The following is a 22225-nucleotide window of genomic DNA, read 5'->3' on the forward strand; positions in this document are numbered from 1 at the left end:
TTATAACCGTGGACAAATAGGCTCAGGCCCCTGTATACGCTTGCGGAACACATAGCTCAGCGACAACTCAATACCGCCACGACTATTGGTAGCCGCGTTGAGCGATGAGGTATTAAAATCGTAGCTGGCACCAATAATAAGGCTGTTTACATGATAGCCCACATTAGCGATGGCGGCATCGCCGGTGCGATACATTAAACCCAGTATAAGGCCGTTATCGTTTTGCAACTTCATCTCGCTGTAAGCGCCAAAGGCTTTTATCTGATCCTTATTTTGCCTTACGTAGATGGCGTGGGGTATCAGGTCGAATGATTCTCCGGCCTGTATGCGTACACCTGCGTGCACATTATAACGCATGGGCAATTTGTAATTCAACCCATCCGCGGCGAAAGGGTCGCGGCTGCGGGTAAGGTGCGACACACTCACCCCACCGAAGAAATTGGCTGTGGTTGACGGATCGCCATCGTAATAAAACACACCCGCCCCGGCATCAAATATGGTAGCGCTGCTGCTCGAAAAATTCTCGAAATTGGGCATGTTAGGATTATAACCGGTTGATGGATCGTACTGATTGCCCAGCTGCAAACGGTTCATATCAAAACTACGGTTAATGAGGCCGGCCTGTAAGCCAAAGTGCAGCCTCTTGTTTCCATCTTCAGATACGGTGATACCATAACCGAATGATCCGTAAGCGGCAAAGTAATTGAACCCTGCCGAACCTGCCGCCTGGTTTACTACGTTAAAGCCGATACCCGCCTTCTCGTTCGGTTTAAAATCAGCAGATAGGGCTACCGTTCTGTACGGATCGCCAACGCTTGCCCATTGGTTTTTAAAATTGGCATTTACCCGTACATCGCCATTAATTACACCGGTAAGTGCCGGGTTAAGCCATAGCGGATAAGCGTAGTACTGCGAAAAATGCGGATCTATTTGTGCCTTTAACTGGCCGGCCATTCCTACCTGGAGCATCACCGCCATAATTGTTATAATTTTTTTCATCGTAGTAGAGTGATTGTTCCTTTTCTGTTTATTTTTTGGCCATCGGTTGTGGTAACCTCCATAACATATACATATACGCCTACCGGCACCCTCGAACCCTTAAAGGTTCCATCCCAGCCATTAGCCTGGGTATTGGTGCGGAATATCTGCTCGCCCCACTGGGTATACACCTGGAAGTTGAGCGATTGAATAACCGAGCCGTATACATATAGTATATCGTTATTACCATCGCCATTAGGTGTAAAGGCGTTAGGTACAAATATTAATTTCTCGTTCTGATCGACAGCCCTGGCGGTAACCATGTTGGAGTTAGCGCTGGTTTGGCAGCCATTTATGCCGATTGCCCGCACCACCACCGTTACCGATGAATTGGCCTGCAACCCGGTAACCGTATAAGTGGTTACATTACCCACATCGGTAAAGGTTTGCCCCTCGTTGGTACTTATCTGGTAGCCTGTGGCGCCGTTAATGCTCGTCCAGCTAAAGGTTGCTGATGAGGTACTGGTTTCACCACCTGATAATACCGGCGCGTTCAACTCAGACAGTACCAGTACCGATACCGCCGTACGCGTTGCCGACACGCAACCACCTGCATCGCTAACAGCCTCGGCGTAATAGGTGGTATTGCTGTTGAGTATTGGCGTTGTATAGGTCGATCCTGTGAACAATTCTGTGCCGCCCGTAGCGTTACTATACCATTTTACACTCACACCTGCCGGGGTGGTTACCGTTAACTCAGTTGATGTACCCGCGCAAATAGATGCCCCTTGTGCCGATACCGGCGCGGCAGGTGGCGGCGTTACGGTTACAGGCACCGCGGTACGTGCTGATGATGTACAGCCGCCGCCATTAACCGCCTCAACATAATAAGTGGCACTTGCCGTAACTACCGGCGCGTACTGCGAACCAGTGAACACCACGCTGCCCCCTGTAGCTTCCGAATACCAGCGATAGGTAAAGCCCGCATTCGGGTTGGCAATACTCAGCGTAACGGTGCCGCCGCTACAGTTGGCTGTGTTACCGCCGCCGTTTACTACAGGCGCATCAGGAGCAGGTTGTACGGTTACCTGCGCGGTAGCCATATCGCTGCTGCTGCAACCCGAAGCATTGGTTGCCGATACATAGTAAGTAGTATTGGCATTGATAGGCCCGGTAGTATAGCTGCTGCCGGTAAACAACAGTGTAGTGCGCGATGGCGAATTATACCAGTTATAAGTAATGCCTGTTTGCGGCGAACTTACACTCAATGTAGCTGTACTGCCCTGGCAAACGCTCACGGTAGCTTGTGCCAATGCCGGCGCGGCAGGCAGTGCGGTAGCGTTTATGGTGATGCCTGACCGTGTGGACGAAGTACAATCGCCCGCATTGGCAGCCTCAATATAGTATGTGGTGCTGCCGGTTATGGCCGGTGTGGCATACTGGGTACCTGTGTATACCGGCGAGCCTCCGGTAGCGGTAGTGTACCAGCGGTAAACCAATTCAGCTTGCGGATTAACAATGGTTAGCGTTGCTGATGAACCCGAACAAACCGCATTGCCGCCGCCAGCCAGTTGTGCCTGCGGCGCATCCGGAACAGGCATTACGGTAACATCAGTACGGGTGCGGGTGATGCTTGTACAGCTACTTGCTGATACCGCATCTACATAGTATGATGCATTGGCGGTAACATTGGTCAGTGTATAGCTTGTACCGGTAAACACGGCCGTACCTCCCGTTGCCGAAGTATACCAGTTATAAGTACGCCCCGCAACCGGGTTCGTCACGCTTATGGTTACAGAACCACCACTGCACACCTGGCTTGTTGTTGTGCTTAAGGTTGGCGCGGCAGGTGTTTCATTAACCGTTACGCTTGCCACGGTACGGCCGCCATTGTTAGCGCAGCCGGTTGTGGTGTTGGTAGCATCAACATAATAAGTAGCATTGGCCGTAACTTGCGGTGTGGTAAAGCTGGTGCCTGTAGCCAAGGCTGTGCCGCCTGTAGCATCGGCATACCAGCTGTAGGTTACACCGGTTTCGGGGTTTTGTATTTGCAGCACCGCGGTTTCGTTGGTACAAACAGCAACATTGCCGGCTACCAAACCAGGCGCGGCCGGGCGTGGGTTAACCGTTACGGTAGCGGCGGTACGTGCAGGACTGGCACATTCGCCATTACTTAACTCGGCATAATAAGTAGCATTACTAACCGGCGATACGGTATAGCTTGCCCCGGTGAACAGCAACGTACCATTGGTAGCGGTACTATACCACCTTACGGTTGAACCGTTGGCATTAGTTACCGTAAAGGTTACGCTTTCGCCTGCGCAAATCTGGGCACTGCTGTTATCAAGCGTAGCATTGGCCGGAGTGGCGGTAACATTGGCGGTTACAGCCACACGGTTAGGGTTGGCACAATCATTAGCCTCGCGCACGCTTTCTACATAATAAGTAGTGGTGGCGGTCAGTTCATCGGTAGTAAAACTGGTGCCGGTAAACAGCGGGGTATCGTCAGTTAAACCGGCATACCAACGGTAAATAACACCCGCACGGGCATTGCTCACCGTAAATGTTGCCGGGCTGCCCGAGCATACATTAACTGTACCTGCTTCCAGCTGAGGCAGTTCGACCTGCTTGGTAGCGTAATAAATATCAACCGTATTAAAGGTTGCCGCTGTAACGCTGTTCAGCCTAACCTCTACCCTGCTGTAAACAGCGGCGGGCACAAATTTTATAATGGCTGTTTGATCATCAATTTGTTCGATACTTACGTTGTTGCCGTTAAGGCTTGTACGATCGTTATTATAGGTTGTCCCATTGAATGACGCTATTTGTATACGTTGCAGCACATCGGCCGAGGTTAGCGATGCAGGCACGCCGATCTTTACACGTACGGTATCGCCCGCCAGGCCGCCATTGCTGAATATCAAGGTTTGCGCTACATAAGCCCCGGCTCCCGCGACAGGCAGGTTTAGCTGACTAAAATTAGTGGTATCAGGATCAACCGGGTAATTCGGGTTAGTAACCTCGCAATCAACACAGGCGGCACCGCCATTAACATCAGTTGTTTGGCTGGATGCAAAGTCGCACTCTGTTGAAAACAACGTACGCACACGGATAACCACCGCCCTGCGGAACACACTGAAACAACCTGTAGGGCCATTTTGGGCTTCTACATAGTAAGTAGTGTTTGAGCTGAGCACCGGGGTATTAAATGTAGTACCAGTATATATAGGCGTACCGCCGGATGCCGAGGTATACCAATTATAGGTAACGCCCGCGGTTGATGAACTGGCGGTAACAGAGGCGCTCTCGCCCGATGCTACCTCACCGTTTGCCGGAATAGTTGCCACCGTTGGCACAGCAGGAGCCGCGTTCACCGTAACATTTACCGGCACACGGGTAGCGCTTACGCAATCGCCCAATAGGGCATCAACATAGTAAGTAACGTTTTCGGTAAGATTAGGGGTGGTCAATTGCGGGCCGGTAAATATCGGCGTACCGCCTGTTGACCCCTCATACCACCTGAAGATAACTCCGATTACAGGTGATGTAGCGGTGATTATAGCGGGCGAACCTTCGCAGGTTTCGGCGCTCTCTAATGTTATTTGTGGTACCGGCGGCAGGGCATTAAGCACTGCTGTAACCGGCACCCGCGTGGTACTAACACAGCTGCCCGCGTTGGCCTCAACGTAGTAAGTGGTAGTTTCGGTAAGCACCGGAGTGGTGAATGTAGCACCGGTTGATACTGGTGCACCACCTGTTGGCGATGTGTACCAATTGAAGGTTACGCCATTAACTGCCTGCACGGTAAAGGTAACCTGCGAGCCATCGCAAGTATTTATGGTCGCCAGATCGACAACCGGCAAGGCAGGTAATGGTGTTACGGTAACATTTACCGGCGTGCGCACCAATTGCACACAACCACTGGCTGTACGACTGGCCTCCGCATAGTAGGTAACGCTGGCATCCAGCGCGGGGGTGTTGAATGATGTGCCTGTAAACACCGGGCTTCCACCTGTAGGGGTGGTATACCAGCGCACGGTAACATGATCGGGCACGGCAGCGGTAAGTGTTGGTTGTGAGCCCTGGCAAGTAGCAACCGCGGCAACATTGATAACCGGCGCCGCAACAGATTGATAGGCCGAGTAAACATGCAACGCGGTAAATAATCCCGCAAGGGCAGAATTTAAACGGATCTCGACCCGATCAAAATCGGTACCGGCCTTAAATGCTACCCTGAAACGGCTGGTTCCATTCAGGAGGCTAATGTTCAGTAATGAGCCGTTAACTGCAAAGCGGTCGTTATTATAAGTAGTGCCATTGTAGGTCGCCAGGCTGATCTGCGATAGCACACCCACATCTATTAGCGAACCTGGTACGCCAAGTTCTACCACAATACTATCGCCCGCGCGACCGGTATTGGCAAACCGTAATGTTTGTTGTACATAGGCATTCAGCAAGCCCACGGGCACATTCAATCTCGAAAAAGTGTTTCTATCCAGATCAACCACACCGCCTAAATTATCTACACTGCACCCCAGGCATACCAAACCATCAATATCCGTGGTTTGGCTTATGGCGGCATCGCATGGCGTCGGGCTTACACCATTATCATTCACGTTCACTATGCCCGCCGCCCTGCTTGCCGACCTTTCGCCGGTGGCCTGCACTACCGCCTCGGCGTAATAGGTTGTATTGTTGAAAATAGCAGGGGTATTAAATGTAGCTCCGGTGTAAATACTGGTACCGCCTGTAGCAGTGGTATACCAGTTAAATATTACACCTGTAGTTGTTGATGATGCCGTAAGCGCAGCCGATGCACCTGCGTTTACTGATTGTGTTGGCGGTGTTACGGCCACATCAGGTATTACAGCCGGGTTTACAGTAATGGCGATGGCCGTCCGTTCCGGGTTAACGCAGCTACCTGCTGATGCCTCGGCATAGTAAGTAACATTGGTGGTAAGCGCGGGTGTTGTAAAGCTGCTGCCTGTAAATACCGGGGTACCGCCTGTAGCGGTAGTATACCAATTAACGGTTAAGCCATTAGGTACATTGGTTGTAAAAGTAGCCGTTTGCCCGGCAGTAACGCTCGCCGTTGATGGCGTAACAACAGGCGACGCAGGCGGATCGCCAACTAAAATTTGAACAGGGTAGCGTGTGGCGCTCGCGCAACCATTACGTACGTTTTCAATGTAGTAAGTAGTGGTCGCTGTTAAGGCCGGCGTGGTAATACTGGCCCCGGTAAATGCAGGGGTGCCACCTGTAGGGGTAGTATACCAATTAAAAGTTCCTGTTGTTGGCGATGTAATATTGAGCTGCGCCGTACCGCCCGCGCATATCTCAGGCACGGCGGGGTTAATAACCGGGGTGGCATATTGCTGCACGGCATAGTACACTCTTAGCGAAGTAAGCAAACTCGCCACACCTGATGCCAGCCTGATGGTAACACGATCATAATTTGCGTTGGCGGGTATCAGTACCGCATAACGGTCGCCGCCGCCAAGCAATCTTAAGGTAAGTGTATTTTGATCGAGGCCATAGCGTGCAACCTGGGTGGTGTTATTGTACAAGGCCACCTCAATACGGCCAAGCAAGCTAACATCGGCCAGGCCAACGGGGCTTTGTAAAACGAGCTTTACGGTATCCCCCGCGAAACCGGGTTGCTGAAATACCATTGCCTGCTCGGCATAAGCGCCGGTTAGTCCGGCTAATACGCTGATGGTGGAATAGGTAGTGGTATCGGCATCGGTTGCAAGCGCGTCATTAACAACGGCGCAGCCAATACACAGGCCGTTTACGGTGCTGGTTTGCTGATTAGCGAATGAGCACGGGGCGTTGGTATCGATACTTACATTAATGGATATTGCCGTGCGCGCCGCCGATGGACAACCTGAACTATTAACAGCCTCAACATAATAAGTTGTGGTAGCGAATAACTCGGGCGTGGTGAATGATGTACCGCTAAACACCGATGTGGATGCCGTTGCCGAGGTATACCAGTTATAGGTAATACCGGTTTGCATATTACTTACGTTGATGGTTGCGGTTTGCCCGGCACTAATGGTCAGGTTATTAGCCGCGAGGATGGGGTTGGCCGGTGGCGGTTGCACTGTGGCGCTGGCTAATGTGCGGGTGCCGCTGGTACAGCCGGTCGCATTTTCGGCCTCTACATAATAATTTTGGCTGGCGGTTAATGCCGGGGTAACAAAGCTTGTACCGGTAAAAATAGCGGCGCCACCTGTTGCCGTGTTATACCAGAGATACACCACACCATTCACCGGCGCGGTTACAGTAAAGGCCGCGGCCTGGCCGGTACATACCGATACATTAGCATTTGCCAAAGCCGGTGCCGCAGGCAGCGGACTAAGCGTAACCGTTACCTGTGTGCGCGATGGACTGATACAGGCACCTCCGCCGGTTGCAGCCTCCACATAAAAAGTAGTATCGGTAGTGAGTGCGCCTGTTGTAAATGCGTTGCCGGTGTATACCGGGGTGCCGCCGGTAGCGGTATTATACCAACGCATGGTAACGCCGGTTACCGGTTGCGCGCTTAAGGTAGCTTGCTGACCAGGGCAGGCAGTTAATGCCGCGTTAGCAATCACCGGCGCCACAGGTATCGGGCTTACGGTAATAGTTACTGCCGTACGGTCGGATGCATCAGTACAACCCGTGCGCGATGCTGATACATAGTAAGTTGTTGTAGCATTCAATACCGGCGTAGTAAAGCTTGTGCCGGTAAATGCCGGGGTGGTACCGGTTTCGGTAGTATACCAATTATAGGTGGTACCTGTAATGGCTGGCACGGTTAAGGTAACAGCGCTACCCGCGCAGCTTTGTATGCTGGTAGTAGCGGTATTGTTAAAGCTCACCACTGGCTTGGGTAGTACCCGCTGCGCTTCGTATAAATTCAGGCTGGTTAACACATTAGCAAGGCCACCACCTACTTTTAGTTGCACCCTGTCGTAAACACTTTGTGGCACATAGGTTACCGTAACCCTGCGCCTATCGCCATCCAGATCAAGCAAACGGACTGACAGCAGTGAAGCGTTTAAAAACTGCTCGTCGTTATTACTGGTATTACCCAAGTATGATGTTAGTGATATGCGTGTGAGCAAACCCAGATCCAAAAGCCCCTGCGGTATAGCCAGGTTAAGGCGCAGCGAATCGCCAATTACTGATTGCGATTGGAAGATGATGGTTTGCTGCGCGAAAGATCCGGCTACGCCAACCCCGGCATTTAAAGTTGAGTAGGTATTCGCATTACCATCAATAGCTAATTGCGGATTGGCAACCCCGCCCACATTCACACCCAAGCCTAATAAACCCGATGAGATACCGTTCAACTCATCAATAGCCGTATTACATGGTACCGGGTTAGGGCCATTAAAATAAGCCTCGTATACATAAAGGTTAGCCAATGCACCCACCAAACCGCCATTTACGGTGATGCGTATCCTGTCATAAATTTGAGTTGGGGTTATGGCCAGTTCTATCTGGTTGTTGTTGCTGGCCACGCCTAATAATGTTGCCGCGGTATATAAAGGCCCTACTGTATTTGTGCCATTATACGCCTGTACAGATATGCCGCCAAGCGCTGTAAGGCTAAGTAAATTATCGCCCGTACCTACTTTAAAGCGCATGGTGGTGTTTGCGGCAGGTTTGGTGCTCCCGGTAAATATCAAATCCTGATAAGTGCTCGCTGCAAGGCCAACCGTAACCGCTATGGTTGAATACGTTTGCGGATTGCCATCAACGGCATTACCAGGGTTAGTTACCTGGCAATTAAGACATAAAACCCCGGCGCGCCCGTTTGCCTGGCTGTTGGCATAAATACGCTGGGCATTAACACTAACTGTGGTTAGCGTAAGCAAAAAAATGAGAGTAAGAAGCCTGATGATAAAGGTATAGATGCCCATATTATTCGGTGTTAGGTATAACTGATACCCTCAAATTACGCTAACAGCAAATAATAAGTTTTAAGGCACTTTGTTCATTTAGGTTAAATAAACAACGTTTTGTTCAGTTGATATTTAACTTATTCACTTTGTTCATTTTATTTTAAATTAAATAGAACCAATAATTTTTATATTCGTAAAAGCTATATATTATATACCTGATACTATTATTTTTAATATTCATCCCGTTAATTAATTGATTTATGCCGGTGCTTTTTTTCCAGGCATTTTAAATGGAGCTATTGAGTTAGATTGGAATTCAGATTACTCACCAACACCTATGCCTGATTATGAATACTTTTCTGCCTCATTATTTTGAAGAATTAAAGAGCCATGTTCTGTCCGTAGCCGGAATATCGAACATAGTGCCGTACGATTGTAAAAATCTATCTACCTTAATAAGTAATAATACCCGGCATCGCGTTAGCGAAACCACCTTAAAACGCATATACGGTTTTGCGCACAGCAAGTTCAACCCATCATTATTTACGGTTGATGCTATGGCCAAGTTTTGCGGCCATAATAACTGGGATTGCTTTGTAAAAACCCATGCCGATCAGCCTGCCAACAACGCCGATCCGGCTTGCGAGGCATTGAGGTTCAATGCCGCCAAGGTTACCGGCTTTACCTTGCAGGCGCTAAAGAACCGGTCGGGCATACCATATAATCAAACCATTAAGCGCCGTTTTTTTGACAGGCATATACAAACCTTTTTTAACAGCGACCACTCGGCAACCGTAATTTCGGCTCCGGCGGGGTACGGTAAAACCATAGCGCTTTGCCATTGGGTTGACGAACAGATAGAACACCGCTTAGCCAGCGTTAATAATGATATCATCCTGTTTTTTAGCAGCAGCGCGTTGGTGAATACCATTATAAGCGGCCGCAGCATTAATGATTGGCTGCTGGCCATGCTTGGCTACAGGCCGGGGGATGATATCGCCTCTATCATTGATCAGGCTACGGGTAAAAACGCCCGCTTTTTTTTGATAATTGACGGGCTGGATGAGCACATGTTCAAGGCCAGTGAGTACCGCCGTATTACGGATGAGATAGCGCAGGTTTTCGCCCTTTACCAATCGCATCCGTGGTTTAAGCTGATCATCACTATGCGACCGGCTTCATGGTTTAATTTTAACCAGGAGGTTGATAACGGTACCGATGCCTGGTTTTTAGGCGCGATACACGACAGGCACAAACCGGTTAATGTCCCGCCGCTGGATATGGACGAAATTATGCAGGTATGTAAAAGGATCAACCCTGATATACCCTGCCAGCGCATCAGCAATCTTGAACTTGCCGAAAGGCTGAGCTATCCATTCTATCTGCAAACATTTTACCGGAGCCATAAGGATCATTTTTCGGTAAACGCGGCCAACCATACCGCAGCTTATGAATTGATAGCCAGCTTTATACTTAATAAAGTTTACAGCGGATCGCTCGCTACCGAAAAGCAGTTGCTTTTAAAGGAACTTTCAGCAGGGCTTGATATCAGCCGGAAAATATACAGCATTAACAAAGCCGATGTAAATGCCCTGTTAAAACAATACCGTAGCGCTTATAACGAGTTGCTTGGCACCGGCTTTTTACGCGAGGTGAACGAGGGCGATGAAATACACTACAGCACCCGTATACACCTGGGTAATAAGGATTTTTTAGAGTACAAACTCGCAAAAAAACTCCTGGCCGATAATGATTACGTTTTCGACGCGGCGCTTGCCCGCACCGTTAGCACCCTGTTTATACACGATGCCAAAAAGATGGCCGTTACAAAATGGATAGTATTACACGCGGTTAAGAACGATCAATTCACGGCCCTTGAAAACCTGGCCAACATGCAGCCTGATCCGACCGAAAAAGCGGATCTGGCATTTTTTATAGCTGAGTTGTTGGAGAAGAATGGCAGTGTAAAACAACTTAGTGCATTGCCTCTGCTTGACACCTTGTTAGGCATCGAACTTATCGGCCCTGAATACAATTTGTTACTAAACAAGTTGCTTGGTTTTCAGCTAACTGCCGCACAGCGCGTTAAGGCACATGTACTGCTCGCGCTAACCGCCGCGGTTGAAATGGATACCGTTAAAATGCAGCAGCAAATAACCGAACTAAAGGATATAGCATACCTTGACCCCGCCTTTGTGCAGATGCCCCTACTATGCCTCGAAACCATTTTTAACTTGCTGAACTATGGCATCACTAACACCGATCTGTTCGCGGAGATCAATAAGATACTCATAGTTACCGGCAGCAAACAGGATGAATGTATTGATCTGCTGATGCTTATTGCTATGGCTACCAGCTGCAATACCGTTAAGGAAGCGCAATTTACAGAGAGCATTTTGCCGGAAAGGAAGATGAACGAGCCACTAAGCTATTACACACAAGTTTTCAAAACAATGGCATACATTAAAGTAGGCATGCACGAAAAAGCATCGGGCGTATTTACCGAATTGCAGCAAACCTACATAACACACTGCAATACCTACACGCCCTTAATGAAAGCCGTATTCATCACCCTGAAACTGGCTTACCTGAACAGCATTGGCCAGGCACCACCAAACAACGCGTTGATATTTAATACCCAATACCCGTTAATGAGTTTTTACCTTACGGATGTATTACGCCCCAAAAGCGAATAATATGTAAAAAGCCCTTTCGGGCTTTTTTATTTTTTAGCGAAGCTACCTGCCGATGCATTCAACTGTGCCGCACTGAGCGTACTGCTGCCATTGCTGATAACCACTCGGTATTTAAATGTTACTGATTCGCCTTTTTTCAGCGTCAGGTTTTTTTCTGATTTCCCGTTGGTGAATACCTTTTCGCCAAGCGGGTTGGCGGCAAACAGCCCATAGCCACGGGCATGCCAAAAGGTTGGGTAATTAGGATTTTTAGGGTGATCAATAATAGTAACACTCACCGAGTCGGCACCTATCTTGCCAAACATTTTACACCATACGCCTCGGGTACTCCAGGCAGCATCGCCGGTTTTGCCCTCGCTGGTCAGGAAGTTGCCATTAGCCACTTTATCCGTACCACCCTTAACAACGGTTTCAATACCCTTATCATCAGTAAATTTCTGATCTTCGGTAGTTGGTATCTGCAATTCGTGCGCTACACGCAGGCCCAGCAAGCCATCTTTGGCATCAGTAAATACGGCATCTTGTACAGCTTTCAGGGTGGTGATGCGGTCAATAACCCGTTCATTCGCCGTACCACTAAACTCAAAGCGGGTGGTTTCTTCCAGTATCACATCCTTGGCCTGGTTTGTCCAGTTGGCATGGTAAACCAATATACCTGTTTTGCCGCTTTTTGTTTGTATTATCTTATCGGTGCGTATCCACCCGTACTGGCTTTTGCGGGATGCCGGTATGGCATAACTGTTATTCCAAAAGTCGAGGCCGTTCAACTTCTCAAAGTTGAACCATAGCCCAATGTGATGCGGGTGATCTGTCGGGTCGCCCTCACGCTTACTTAGTGGAAAGCTGCGTGTAACCACCAACCCATCGGCAGTATGCAGCGGGTAAAGCACCGGTTTTTCAAGCGTATCCGGGTATAAAAATGTAGTAAATACCTGGTCGCCAAACTTAATATCAACTTTTTTTTGTGTTGATGATGGCACAACACTCACCTGCTGCTGTGCCATAGCCGTTAAAGATAAAAGCGCCGAGCCCATAGCAAGCCCGGCTATTTTTAATGCTTTCATAACGTGATGGGTTTAGTATTTAAACACCTTGCCATTGGCCATCACCTCCTGCGTTGCCTCGTTAAAGGTAGCCTTGCTGCCGGTATGCGCGGCGGCAGTGGTCATGATGTTGGCTATCGAGTGGCTATAACCTGCCTCAACAGGGGCGTTAGGTTGCTTGCGGCTGCGTACGCATTCCATCCAGTTACGTATGTGGTTTGATGTTAGTATATCTCCACCCGTATTGGCTGATGCTACCACCTTTTCACTGCTTTTCAGATCCATATCGGGCAGCAGGTTTGCCTTCATGCCCATAGCCGCGGCCATTTTTTCGGTAAGACCTCCCTTGGGCGATATTTTATTGGTGATGAGGTTCAGTTCGCCACCGTTAGAGTAGTAAATTTCGGCCGGGTTTTCGTCGCCATTGTGCATGCGCGAGCCAAACGTTACCTGGAAACCTTTTGAAGCATCATCCAGCGGACCATAATCGAACACAGCCATCAGGGTATCCCAATTGCGGCGGCCATCCTTCCATTGGTAAATCCCCCCATTAGCCACCACGCTGCGCGGATGCTTTAAGCCGGTAAACCAGTGTACGGTATCAATCTGGTGGCTCATCCACTGCCCGGGCAAGCCTGATGAATACGGCCAGAACAGGCGATACTCCAGATAGATCCTCGGGTCAAAAGCCTCAAACGGGCGGTTCATGATAAAGCGTTTCCAGTCGGTATCCGCTTCCTTCAACTGGGTCAATAATTCCGGGCGGCGCCAGCGGCCGGGCTGGTTCACGTTCCAGGTAAGCTCAACCATAGTTATCGGCCCAAACTTGCCCGATTTTATAAAATCGTTAGCCGCATGGTAATTGGTACCGCTGCGGCGTTGCGAACCTATCTGCACTATCTTACCGGTTTCCTTAACTGCCTTGAGGGCGGCACGGTTATCCTCCATAGTTTCGGCAAAGGGTTTTTCAACATAGGCATCACACCCGGCTTTTACGGCCTCAATGGTATGGCGGGCGTGCTGAAAATCGGCCGTACTGATAAATACCGCGTCAACCGCCTTGGCATTATACATCTCCTCGTTATTACGATAGGCCTTAACATCATTCTGCATTTTTTCTTTCCAAATGGCGGCACCCTCCTCGCGGCGCTTGTTCCAGATGTCTGACACGGCAACCACCTCAAAATTGAGCTCCTTGTAATGGTTCATAAACGCCGGGATGTGTGAGCTGCGGTGCCTGTCGGCAAAGCCAACAACACCAACCCGCACGCGGTCGTTAGCGCCGATAATGCGTTTGTAGCTTTTGGCTGTCCAGCCGGTTTTGCTGAGTAAAATACCGGCACCGGCCAATGATGCCTGCCTGATAAAGGTACGACGAGATTTTTCCATAGGTTATGGTTAAGTAAATAGGTAAAAATTGGATCGATAGCCACTACTTGCAGCGGCTATATCTCAAATATCTATTAAAAACATTAGAAACTTATAAGAAAACCCATGAAAAAATGACACAAATTCATTACAATCAATATTTTAAGTAACAATCGTGTCAAAATAGGGCATTTTAACACATTGTTAACAGCGGGGCAAATAAGCTATTACAAATACTATCGTTATATTTGCCATAATGCAGTTAGTAAACATATTAAGAAACCAATCGCTAAGAGGACTTTTAGGGATATTGCTTATCGCGGTATTCACTATAAAATCCTGCGATCTGTTTATTGGTTACTACACTTCAGCAATGAAAGCATGCACGGTTGAAAAAGCCGAGGATGAGAGCAATTCTAACCCAAGTGAAAACAGCTTTGACAAAAGCAGCAAAAAAATATACTCATGCTTTGAGTACGGCATTAACTTTAATGCCTTTACGTGGGTAACACGCTTGCAAAACAACTTCTTTGTATATAGTTTCTCTATCTTCAAAGAGCCGCTGCGCGATGTACTCACACCGCCTCCGAACTCCCTTTTACTTAACGTTTAAGCGCTAAATATTGCCGCGGATAAACTTATTCTCGCAATAGCATAGGCTTAGTATGTTCAATTGGCTTTTGCCTTACGGCATGAGCCCTGCACAGTTGTGCGCTTATTAGGCACGGCTGCATTTTATTGGCATGGCCAATCCAACAATTAATTTATATATTATTTAACCCTCTTTTATGAAAAAGAAGAAGCATGCTGATGCTCCCACCCCGTGGCAGCGGCTGGTGCGCCTGCTGCACTACGAGCGTTCTACCATTAACTACATTTTTGTATTCGCCTTGCTGATAGGTTTAATTGGCCTTACCCTGCCCCTGGGTACTACGGCCGTTTTTAACCTACTGGCCAACGGCGCTATGTACAGCTCAACCTATATATTGATAGCCGTTGTATTGATAGGCGTTGTTATAGGCGGCGCACTACTAATAGGCCAGCTTACGCTGGTTGAATACCTCGAACAAAAAATATTTGCCAAGGCATCAATGGAATTCGCTTTCCGTTTGCCGCGCATTAAAAAGGAGGAGATGGAAGGCGAGCACCCACCCGAACTGGTTAACCGCTTTTTCGATATCCTGACCATACAAAAAGGCCTTACCAAGCTATTGGTTGATATTGTGGCTGCCGCTGTGCAGATATTTTTTAGCGCGATACTGCTATCATTTTATCACCCGGTATTTATGGTGTTCGGCTTTTTGGCTATTGTGGCTATTGGTGTAATCATCTTTCTGTATTACAGGCAAGGTGTACAAACCAGCATTGAGGAATCGGGCCATAAATATGAGCTGGTAGCCCATCTGGAAGAAGTTGCCGCCGACCTTGACCAATATCGTGGCAACACTGAAAAAATGGACGGCATATGCAAAACCGCCGACGAGATAACCGCCAAATACCTGATGGCCCGTAATGACCATTTCAGCATCCTTAAAAAATTCTTTATGAGTTCGGTTGCCCTGCGTACCGTGCTGATGGGTGGTTTGCTGCTGTTAGGTTCATTCTTTGTGGTTGAAAGGCAAATGACCTTCGGGCAATTCGTTGCTGCCGAGGTGATCATTGTACAGATTAGCTACGCCGTTGAAAAACTAATGACCAACCTGAACACCGTGTTTGACATGGTTACCGGCAGCGAGAAACTTGCTGTAGTAACCGATATGGAACTGGAGGAGGCTAAATAACATGGCTAACATATCACACAACCACATGCACAACAAACAAATGGAAGGTTTGGCTGTGCAATCAAACGATGAGCTGATCAATGCTAATGGTTCGCGTACGCTGGGGCGTATTATGAGCATTTGCCTTATAGTTTTAATAATAATACTACTGTTGCCCTGGCGACAAACCATCCCCGGTAAGGGTACGGTAACGGCGTTGAGGCCGCAGGATCGCCCGCAAACAGTGCAGAACCAGATAGGTGGCCGTATTGAGCGCTGGGCTGTGCGCGAGGGGCAGGAAGTTAAAAAGGGCGATACCATTTTGGTGATCTCTGAAACCAGCCAATCGTACTTTGACCCTGAATTGCCTGAACGTTTAGACGAGCAGCTGGATGCCAAACGCAACAGCGAAACCGCCGCCGTACAAAAAATGGATGCTACCACCGCGCAGATAAAAGCGCTGAACAGCGGTTTGCGTTATCAGTTATCGGCAGCGGAGAACAAGGTGTTGCAAGCGCAGAATTACGTGGAGATTGATAGCGCTGACCTGGTAGCTGTTAAAAACTACTTTGAAACTACCAAAGCGCGCTTAGAACGTTATGAGAAAGGTTATAAAGATGGTTTGTTCTCGTTAACGGATATTGAAACCCGCAGGTTAAAATTGCAGGAAGATAATGCCAAGGTTATCGGTCAGCAAAATAAGCTGAACAACTCTAAGCAAGGCTTGCTTAATGCCCGTATCGACTTGGATAACATCAGGGCCAAGTACCAGGAATCACTGGCTAAGGCGCAGTCGGATATGAGTTCGGCCTTGTCAAGTCGTGCAAGCGTGCGTGGCGAGATATCCAAGCTACGTAACGATATATCGAACATCAGCATTCGCCGTGGTTTGTACATAGTACGTGCCCCGCAGGATGGCTTTGTGGTAAAAACATTGAAAGCCGGTATCGGCGAAAATATTAAGGAGGGCGAATCGATTGCTACCCTGCAACCTAAAGACCCATTGGTTGCCGCCGAGCTTTATGTAAGCGCGATGGATGTACCCCTTATATTAGATACCAGCGATGTGCGCCTGCAATTTGAGGGTTGGCCATCGGTACAGTTTTCGGGCTGGCCATCAGTTGCCGTGGGTACGTTTGCCGGTAAAATATGGGCAATTGACCGTGTGAGCAGCAATGGCGGCAAATACCGCGTGCTGATACGTCCGGACAATCCGGTGCCGAAAAATGATGAGCCATGGCCAATACAGTTAAGGCAGGGATCGGGCGTGTATGGCCGTATTATACTGCGCTCGGTACCGCTATGGTATGAGATATGGCGACAGCTGAACGGTTTTCCGCCGAATTTGGAGAAGGAACCTGAAACCGCTGAAGCAGATGGCAAAAAGAAGTAAAAGCCGCCAATGTATACAGTTAATAACATCAACATGGAATTAAAACGTTATTTAGCTGCCGGCCTGTTAATACTATTAATTAAGGCGGGCGCCTACGCGCAAGCCACCAGGGCAGCGGCTGATACGGGTAAAGTATTCGCCCTTGAAGACCTGGAGGAAATAGTTTTCAAGAGCCACCCTATAGTAAAACAGGCGGCATTATTAAGCGAGGCAGCAAAGGCCAGCGTGTTGCAATCGTCGGGGTATTTTGACCCGGCTGTAAAGGCATCATTCAACCGCAAGCTGTTTGGCAATACCGAGTATTACAACAACTGGAACAGCGAACTTAAAGTACCGCTGTACGTTGCCGGTGCCGACCTTAAGGTGGGCTATGACCGTAGCGTGGGCACCTATACCAATCCTGAAACACGCACACCGCAACCGGGGCTTGCCGGGGTTGGCCTGACCATTCCGTTAGGGCAGGGTTTGCTTATTGATGAGCGACGCAGCACCCTGAAACAAGCCAAAGCCATGGTAAATTATGCCGAGGCCGAAAAGGTGAAACAAATAAACAGCGTATGGTATACCGCCGCTAAGGATTACTGGGCCTGGTACTATGCCTACCGCGAGTATCTGCTGCTTAAGGAGGGTGTTGATCTGGCGCAGCGCCGCTTTGAGGCTTTAAGAAGACAGACCCTTATTGGCGATAAACCGCCGATAGACTCGGTAGAGGCAAGTATTACCGTGCAGGACAGGCAGATACAGCTGGCAAAAAGCACTATCGTGCTGCAAAATGCAGCGCTGGTGCTATCAAACCATTTATGGAATGATGAGGGTACGCCGCTTGAGCTGCCCCGAAATGCCGTACCCGAATCTGTTAACCAGAATATTGTACTGCCGGATAATACACTGCTGGAAACCCTGCTTGGCCAGGCCGAGCAACAGCACCCGGAATTATTAAAGTTACGTGCCAAGAGCGCGCAGCTGGATATTGACAGGCGCTACAGGCAGGAGTTGCTGAAACCGAAGATCAACATCAGCGGGTCGCTGCTATCAACCCGTCGGGATTTTAACAGTTACGTGCCCGATTATTACGATTTTAATTGGAGCAACTACAAGGTCGGTGTTGAGTTTGCCTTCCCGCTGTTTTTACGTAAGGAACGTGGTAAGCTGCGCGAGGTAAAGATAAAGCAACAGGAAGTAAACTACGACCTGCAACAATCAGGGCGTGAGATCAGCAACAACATCCGCTCCTCATATAATGATCTCAGTGCATACCGCTCACAGTTAGTGGTGCAAATACAGAGTATCAACAACCAGCAGGTACTGCTAACCGGTGAGTTGCAAAAGTTTGATTTGGGTGAAAGTACCCTATTCCTGATTAACACACGCGAAAGCAAGCTGATAGATATGAAGATAAAGCGCGAAAGCATGATATCGGGCTACCAAAAAACCCTGGCCGAGCTTTACTATAAAGCAGGTATCAGGCAGGCTGATAATATGTAAGTCGCACAATTATTAATAACAAAAAATGGCCGGATTCTGTCCGGCCATTTTTGTTTTGGCAACTAATGATGCTATGAAATCACTGTCGTTTTGTATATTTAAAACAACATGAAAGTTAAACCTACCATCACAGCATTATTGTTATTAATGTTTCTGCTACCCTATCAAACATCCAAACCAAACATTGGTGTATTAAAGAAGGCTCCTCATCAGGATCGACCTGAGTTAGATGAAGTTTCTATTATATCACTGATCGCTAATCCCGAAAAATACCACAAGAAACGTGTTATAGTTATAGGGTATTTAACACTCTATTCTGAAAATTGTGCTATTTATGTACATAAAACTGACTGTAACCTTGGTATTTCCAAAAATGGAGTATGGGTCGACATGATGAGGGATAGTATGTATTTACCTGAAATACAGAAACTTAACAACAAATACGCATTAATTGAGGGTATTTTTGATAAAAACTTTAATGGGCATATGCTAATGTGGAGTGGATCAATAACAAATGTAAACAGAATTATCAGCTGGCCACCCGATATATATCCTCCCAAAAAGAAAAAAGCCACCAAACGGAAGCGGCTCCATAATTAATCTCACCTATCACATCTTACTACTTCTGTTTCTTCGTCATCTGCCATTCGCGGCCGGGTTGATCAACGCGGAAGGTTTCGATGTTCTTTTCGTCCTGTAGAGTTACGTACATGGTTTTACCGTCGGGGCCGCCAAAGGCTACATTGGTTGGTTTTTGGCCGGTTAGCTTGATCTCCTGTATCACCTTTCCTTTTGGCGATACTTTGGCTACCGTGCCTTTGGCATAGCGCGCCTGGTATATATTGCCCTTTACGTCGCAACGCATACCATCCATCCCAAAATCAGGAAACTCGATCACCAATCTTTTCTTGCTAACCTCTCCTTTGGCCGACAGGCTGAATGCCCAGATCTTTCTAAGCTCATTAACATACAAGGTCTTCCCATCCGGACTAACATCAATGCCGTTCACCGTGGCCATGCTATCTAACAGCAAGCTAACCTTGCCGTCGGTATCAATACGCCAAACTTTACCTGTGCCGGCTTTCCAGTTCGGGTCGCTGGCGTAAAGCCTGTCGTATTTATCAATGGCAATATCATTGGGTTGGGCCATCTTATCCTCGTGGGCAAATACCTGCTGCTCTTTAGTGGCCATATTTACCTTGATGATGTTGTGGTGGGTATAATCGGCTATCAGCATATTGCCGTGGCTGTCAAACCTTATTCCGTTGCCTATGCTACCGGTAGGCAGTTCAATAAATATGCTTGCCTTACCATCGGGAGTTACCTTGCCTATCGTACCATCATGGTCGAAGTTTACAGCGTACAAGTTACCATCCTTATCAACCGCGGGGCCTTCAACACCTGTGGTAAAGCTGCCGGGCGGCGTAAATACCTTGGTTGTAAAAAGGGCATCATCAGTTTGCGCATTCGCGGTAAGGGCGGCAGCTACAAGTACGGGTGTTAAAAATCTCTTTATGGTATGGTTATATCTCTTTAGCATGTTCTATTTTTTATTGGCAGTCATTTTACGAACCTTTGCTACCTCTGCCGCGGTAACAATTTCGGGTGTGTTGTTAAAGTTTGATTTGATGTAGTTAAGCACCTCGGCCACCTGATCGTCACTTAAAAAACTACCGTGGGCAGGCATCACCTCGTTATAAGGCAAGCCCTTAACGGTGATAGGGCCGCTTAAGCCATTAAGTATAATGTTGATGAGGCGGTATTTATCCCAGTTCACCCACTCCGATTGCTCCAGCGGCGGGAACCTGTTGCCATCACCCTTACCATTAACCTGGTGGCAAGCTACGCAATATGTGCTGTAAACCGCAGATGTTTTAGGCAGCTTGGCGAATAAATTATCCTTAGTAACATCAGGTGTTTTAATGTTTGATGCTGTTTGCTTACGCTTTTGCATACCGGCTAACTGTGCCGCGCCAAACTCCTTTTTATTACCGCTGTATATTACGCGCCATATACGGCCCTTTTCGGTATCGCCAATATAGAGCGAACCATCCGGCCCTTCTGAAAGCCCCATTGGGCGGTACATCGCATCGCTCACGCTGGTAATTGGGTCAACCTTGGCAAAGCCATCGGCAAATACCTCCCACTCGCCTGATGGCATACCATCCTTAAACGGCACAAACGCGATGATATACCCTGCCTGCGGATACGGCGAACGGTTAGTAGCGCCATGAAAAGCGATGAACGCGCCATTTTTATAACGCTCCGGAAATTGCTTGCCTTTGTAAAACAACAGATCGTTAGGTGCAAAGTGACCGGGAAAACCGATGAGTGGTTTTGGTAATTTGGCGCCGTTGCCTTCCTTTATCTTATCACCGCCGAACTCGGGGTTCAGTAGTTTTTTATTCTTTATCTGATCGTAATAGTAATATGGCCAGCCGCCGTCAAGTCCTTCATTAACCTTAAAAAACTCCTCGGCAGGCAGCATGGCGCTTTCCCAGGGCGAATAAAGATCAGGCCATAGCAACCTGAAATCATCACGACCGTGGTTCACCGTAAAAAGCGATTTGCTTTTCGGGTCCCAATCCAGCGCCACAATACTGCGCAGGCCGGTAGCATAGCGGGTACCGTTCAGTTGTTTTTGGTTGAGTTTGTTGGCATCAAAACGCCAGATGCCCCCATGATCTTTCAGCATGGGGTTGCCCTTATCGGGCGCAAACGGGTCGCCTACGCCTTTTGAGCCGGGCACACGGTTTTTCTCCTGTCCGGCGTTTGAGCCTGCACCCCAGCCCACATAAATATGGCCATCATCATCAAAAGCTATAGGTTTGGTTTGATGCTCGTGATACGGCGGATCATCGGCAACAATGGTATCTATCTTACCCTCGGGCACTAAGGTTTTAGGATCGAGCTTCATGCGGTAAACCGTCAGTTCTGAGCTAAAATACAGGTAGCCGTTATGTACCCTCATGGCTGTACCGTACGAGTGTCCATCGTACTTACCAAAGGGCTGTACTACATCCATACGGCCATCGCCATTGGTATCGCGCAGGGCTATGTTGCCATAACCATCATTCATGTTATGGAAACGGGCCTTTACATAAATATCACCATTGCTGTTTACGGCGATGTGCCTGGCGCGGCCTTTTAAGCTATCGGCAACTACCAGCGCACTGAAACCATCGGGCAGAAACAGACCGCCGTTATCAGCATCAGGGGTGGGCAGCTTATCCTTATACCATGTAAACGCGGTGGAGATGACCAGGCAGCCCGCGCCTATCACTTTTAGCTGGCGGCTGTTAAAAAATTTAAATAAACTTCCTCTCTTAAAACTCAGCTTTGCGAACCTCATGTATTGTTTGGTGATTAAATAATAATGTTCAGTATGTTAAAAATCTAAAAAATAACACACGCCACTCCATCAAAACAGCACGATCATTACACAGAATGGCATAAGGCAGGTAGATTCACACTAAAGACACAGTAAGTTTACATAACGACTAATGCGTATGCAAAATTTGCAAAATATTTTTTTGAGAAGGGGTTAAACAGGCCAATTTTATATGGCAATACTCCGCAACAGAGCAAACAATAATACTAAAATTGT

At 48.2% G+C, this 22225-nt stretch carries 12 protein-coding genes; 6 read left to right on the forward strand and 6 right to left on the reverse strand.

Annotation, left to right across the window (positions count from 1 at the left end; all coding sequences use genetic code 11):
• Entirely contained in the window at positions 1 to 999 is a 999-nt protein-coding gene (locus IM792_RS10340; RefSeq protein WP_194101768.1) for a PorP/SprF family type IX secretion system membrane protein, read from the reverse strand.
• Positions 996 to 8891, reverse strand: a complete 7896-nt coding sequence (locus tag IM792_RS10345) for a gliding motility-associated C-terminal domain-containing protein (RefSeq protein ID WP_194101769.1) — start codon at positions 8889 to 8891, stop codon at positions 996 to 998. The genes IM792_RS10340 and IM792_RS10345 overlap by 4 nt, the downstream gene beginning before the upstream one ends.
• A 329-nt stretch (positions 8892 to 9220) precedes the next feature.
• Between IM792_RS10345 and IM792_RS10350 the strand changes: the two genes are divergently transcribed.
• On the forward strand, positions 9221 to 11569 hold the full coding sequence (locus IM792_RS10350) for an NACHT domain-containing protein (RefSeq protein WP_194101770.1): 2349 nt from the start codon (positions 9221 to 9223) through the stop codon (positions 11567 to 11569).
• 26 nt (positions 11570 to 11595) lie between these two features.
• On the opposite strand, the gene IM792_RS10355 is transcribed toward IM792_RS10350, so the two are convergent.
• Both IM792_RS10355 and IM792_RS10360 read right to left on the reverse strand, forming a co-directional pair.
• Positions 11596 to 12633, reverse strand: coding sequence for a PmoA family protein (locus IM792_RS10355; protein ID WP_194101771.1), 1038 nt, complete (start codon positions 12631 to 12633; stop codon positions 11596 to 11598).
• A gap of 12 nt (positions 12634 to 12645) precedes the next feature.
• Positions 12646 to 14001 (reverse strand): Gfo/Idh/MocA family oxidoreductase, encoded by a 1356-nt coding sequence (locus IM792_RS10360; RefSeq protein ID WP_194101772.1) that lies wholly within the window; start codon positions 13999 to 14001, stop codon positions 12646 to 12648.
• A 235-nt stretch (positions 14002 to 14236) separates the two neighbouring features.
• Between IM792_RS10360 and IM792_RS10365 the strand changes: the two genes are divergently transcribed.
• From IM792_RS10365 to IM792_RS10385, 5 genes are all read left to right on the forward strand, one after another.
• Positions 14237 to 14593 carry a hypothetical protein gene (locus IM792_RS10365; RefSeq protein ID WP_194101773.1) on the forward strand — a complete coding sequence of 119 codons (357 nt, stop codon included), beginning with the start codon at positions 14237 to 14239 and terminating at the stop codon, positions 14591 to 14593.
• Between the two features lie 175 nt (positions 14594 to 14768).
• A complete protein-coding gene (locus IM792_RS10370) occupies positions 14769 to 15761 on the forward strand; it encodes an ABC transporter ATP-binding protein (RefSeq protein ID WP_194101774.1) in 993 nt (330 codons plus the stop codon).
• 1 nt (position 15762) lies between these two features.
• Positions 15763 to 17133: an HlyD family efflux transporter periplasmic adaptor subunit gene (locus IM792_RS10375; protein WP_194101775.1), complete on the forward strand. Its 1371-nt coding sequence runs from the start codon at positions 15763 to 15765 to the stop codon at positions 17131 to 17133.
• A 33-nt stretch (positions 17134 to 17166) separates the two neighbouring features.
• The gene (locus IM792_RS10380; RefSeq protein ID WP_194101776.1) at positions 17167 to 18618 is read left to right on the forward strand and encodes a TolC family protein; all 1452 of its coding nucleotides are present in this window, start codon (positions 17167 to 17169) and stop codon (positions 18616 to 18618) included.
• Between the two features lie 108 nt (positions 18619 to 18726).
• A complete protein-coding gene (locus IM792_RS10385; RefSeq protein ID WP_194101777.1) occupies positions 18727 to 19218 on the forward strand; it encodes a hypothetical protein in 492 nt (163 codons plus the stop codon).
• Between the two features lie 19 nt (positions 19219 to 19237).
• On the opposite strand, the gene IM792_RS10390 is transcribed toward IM792_RS10385, so the two are convergent.
• Together IM792_RS10390 and IM792_RS10395 are read right to left on the reverse strand one after the other, a co-directional pair.
• Positions 19238 to 20158: an SMP-30/gluconolactonase/LRE family protein gene (locus IM792_RS10390; RefSeq protein ID WP_194101778.1), complete on the reverse strand. Its 921-nt coding sequence runs from the start codon at positions 20156 to 20158 to the stop codon at positions 19238 to 19240.
• 3 nt (positions 20159 to 20161) lie between these two features.
• The gene (locus IM792_RS10395) at positions 20162 to 21970 is read right to left on the reverse strand and encodes a c-type cytochrome (RefSeq protein ID WP_194101779.1); all 1809 of its coding nucleotides are present in this window, start codon (positions 21968 to 21970) and stop codon (positions 20162 to 20164) included.
• Positions 21971 to 22225 lie beyond the last annotated feature (255 nt).

Source organism: Mucilaginibacter sp. JRF (genome assembly GCF_015223065.1).
Lineage (GTDB): Bacteria > Bacteroidota > Bacteroidia > Sphingobacteriales > Sphingobacteriaceae > Mucilaginibacter.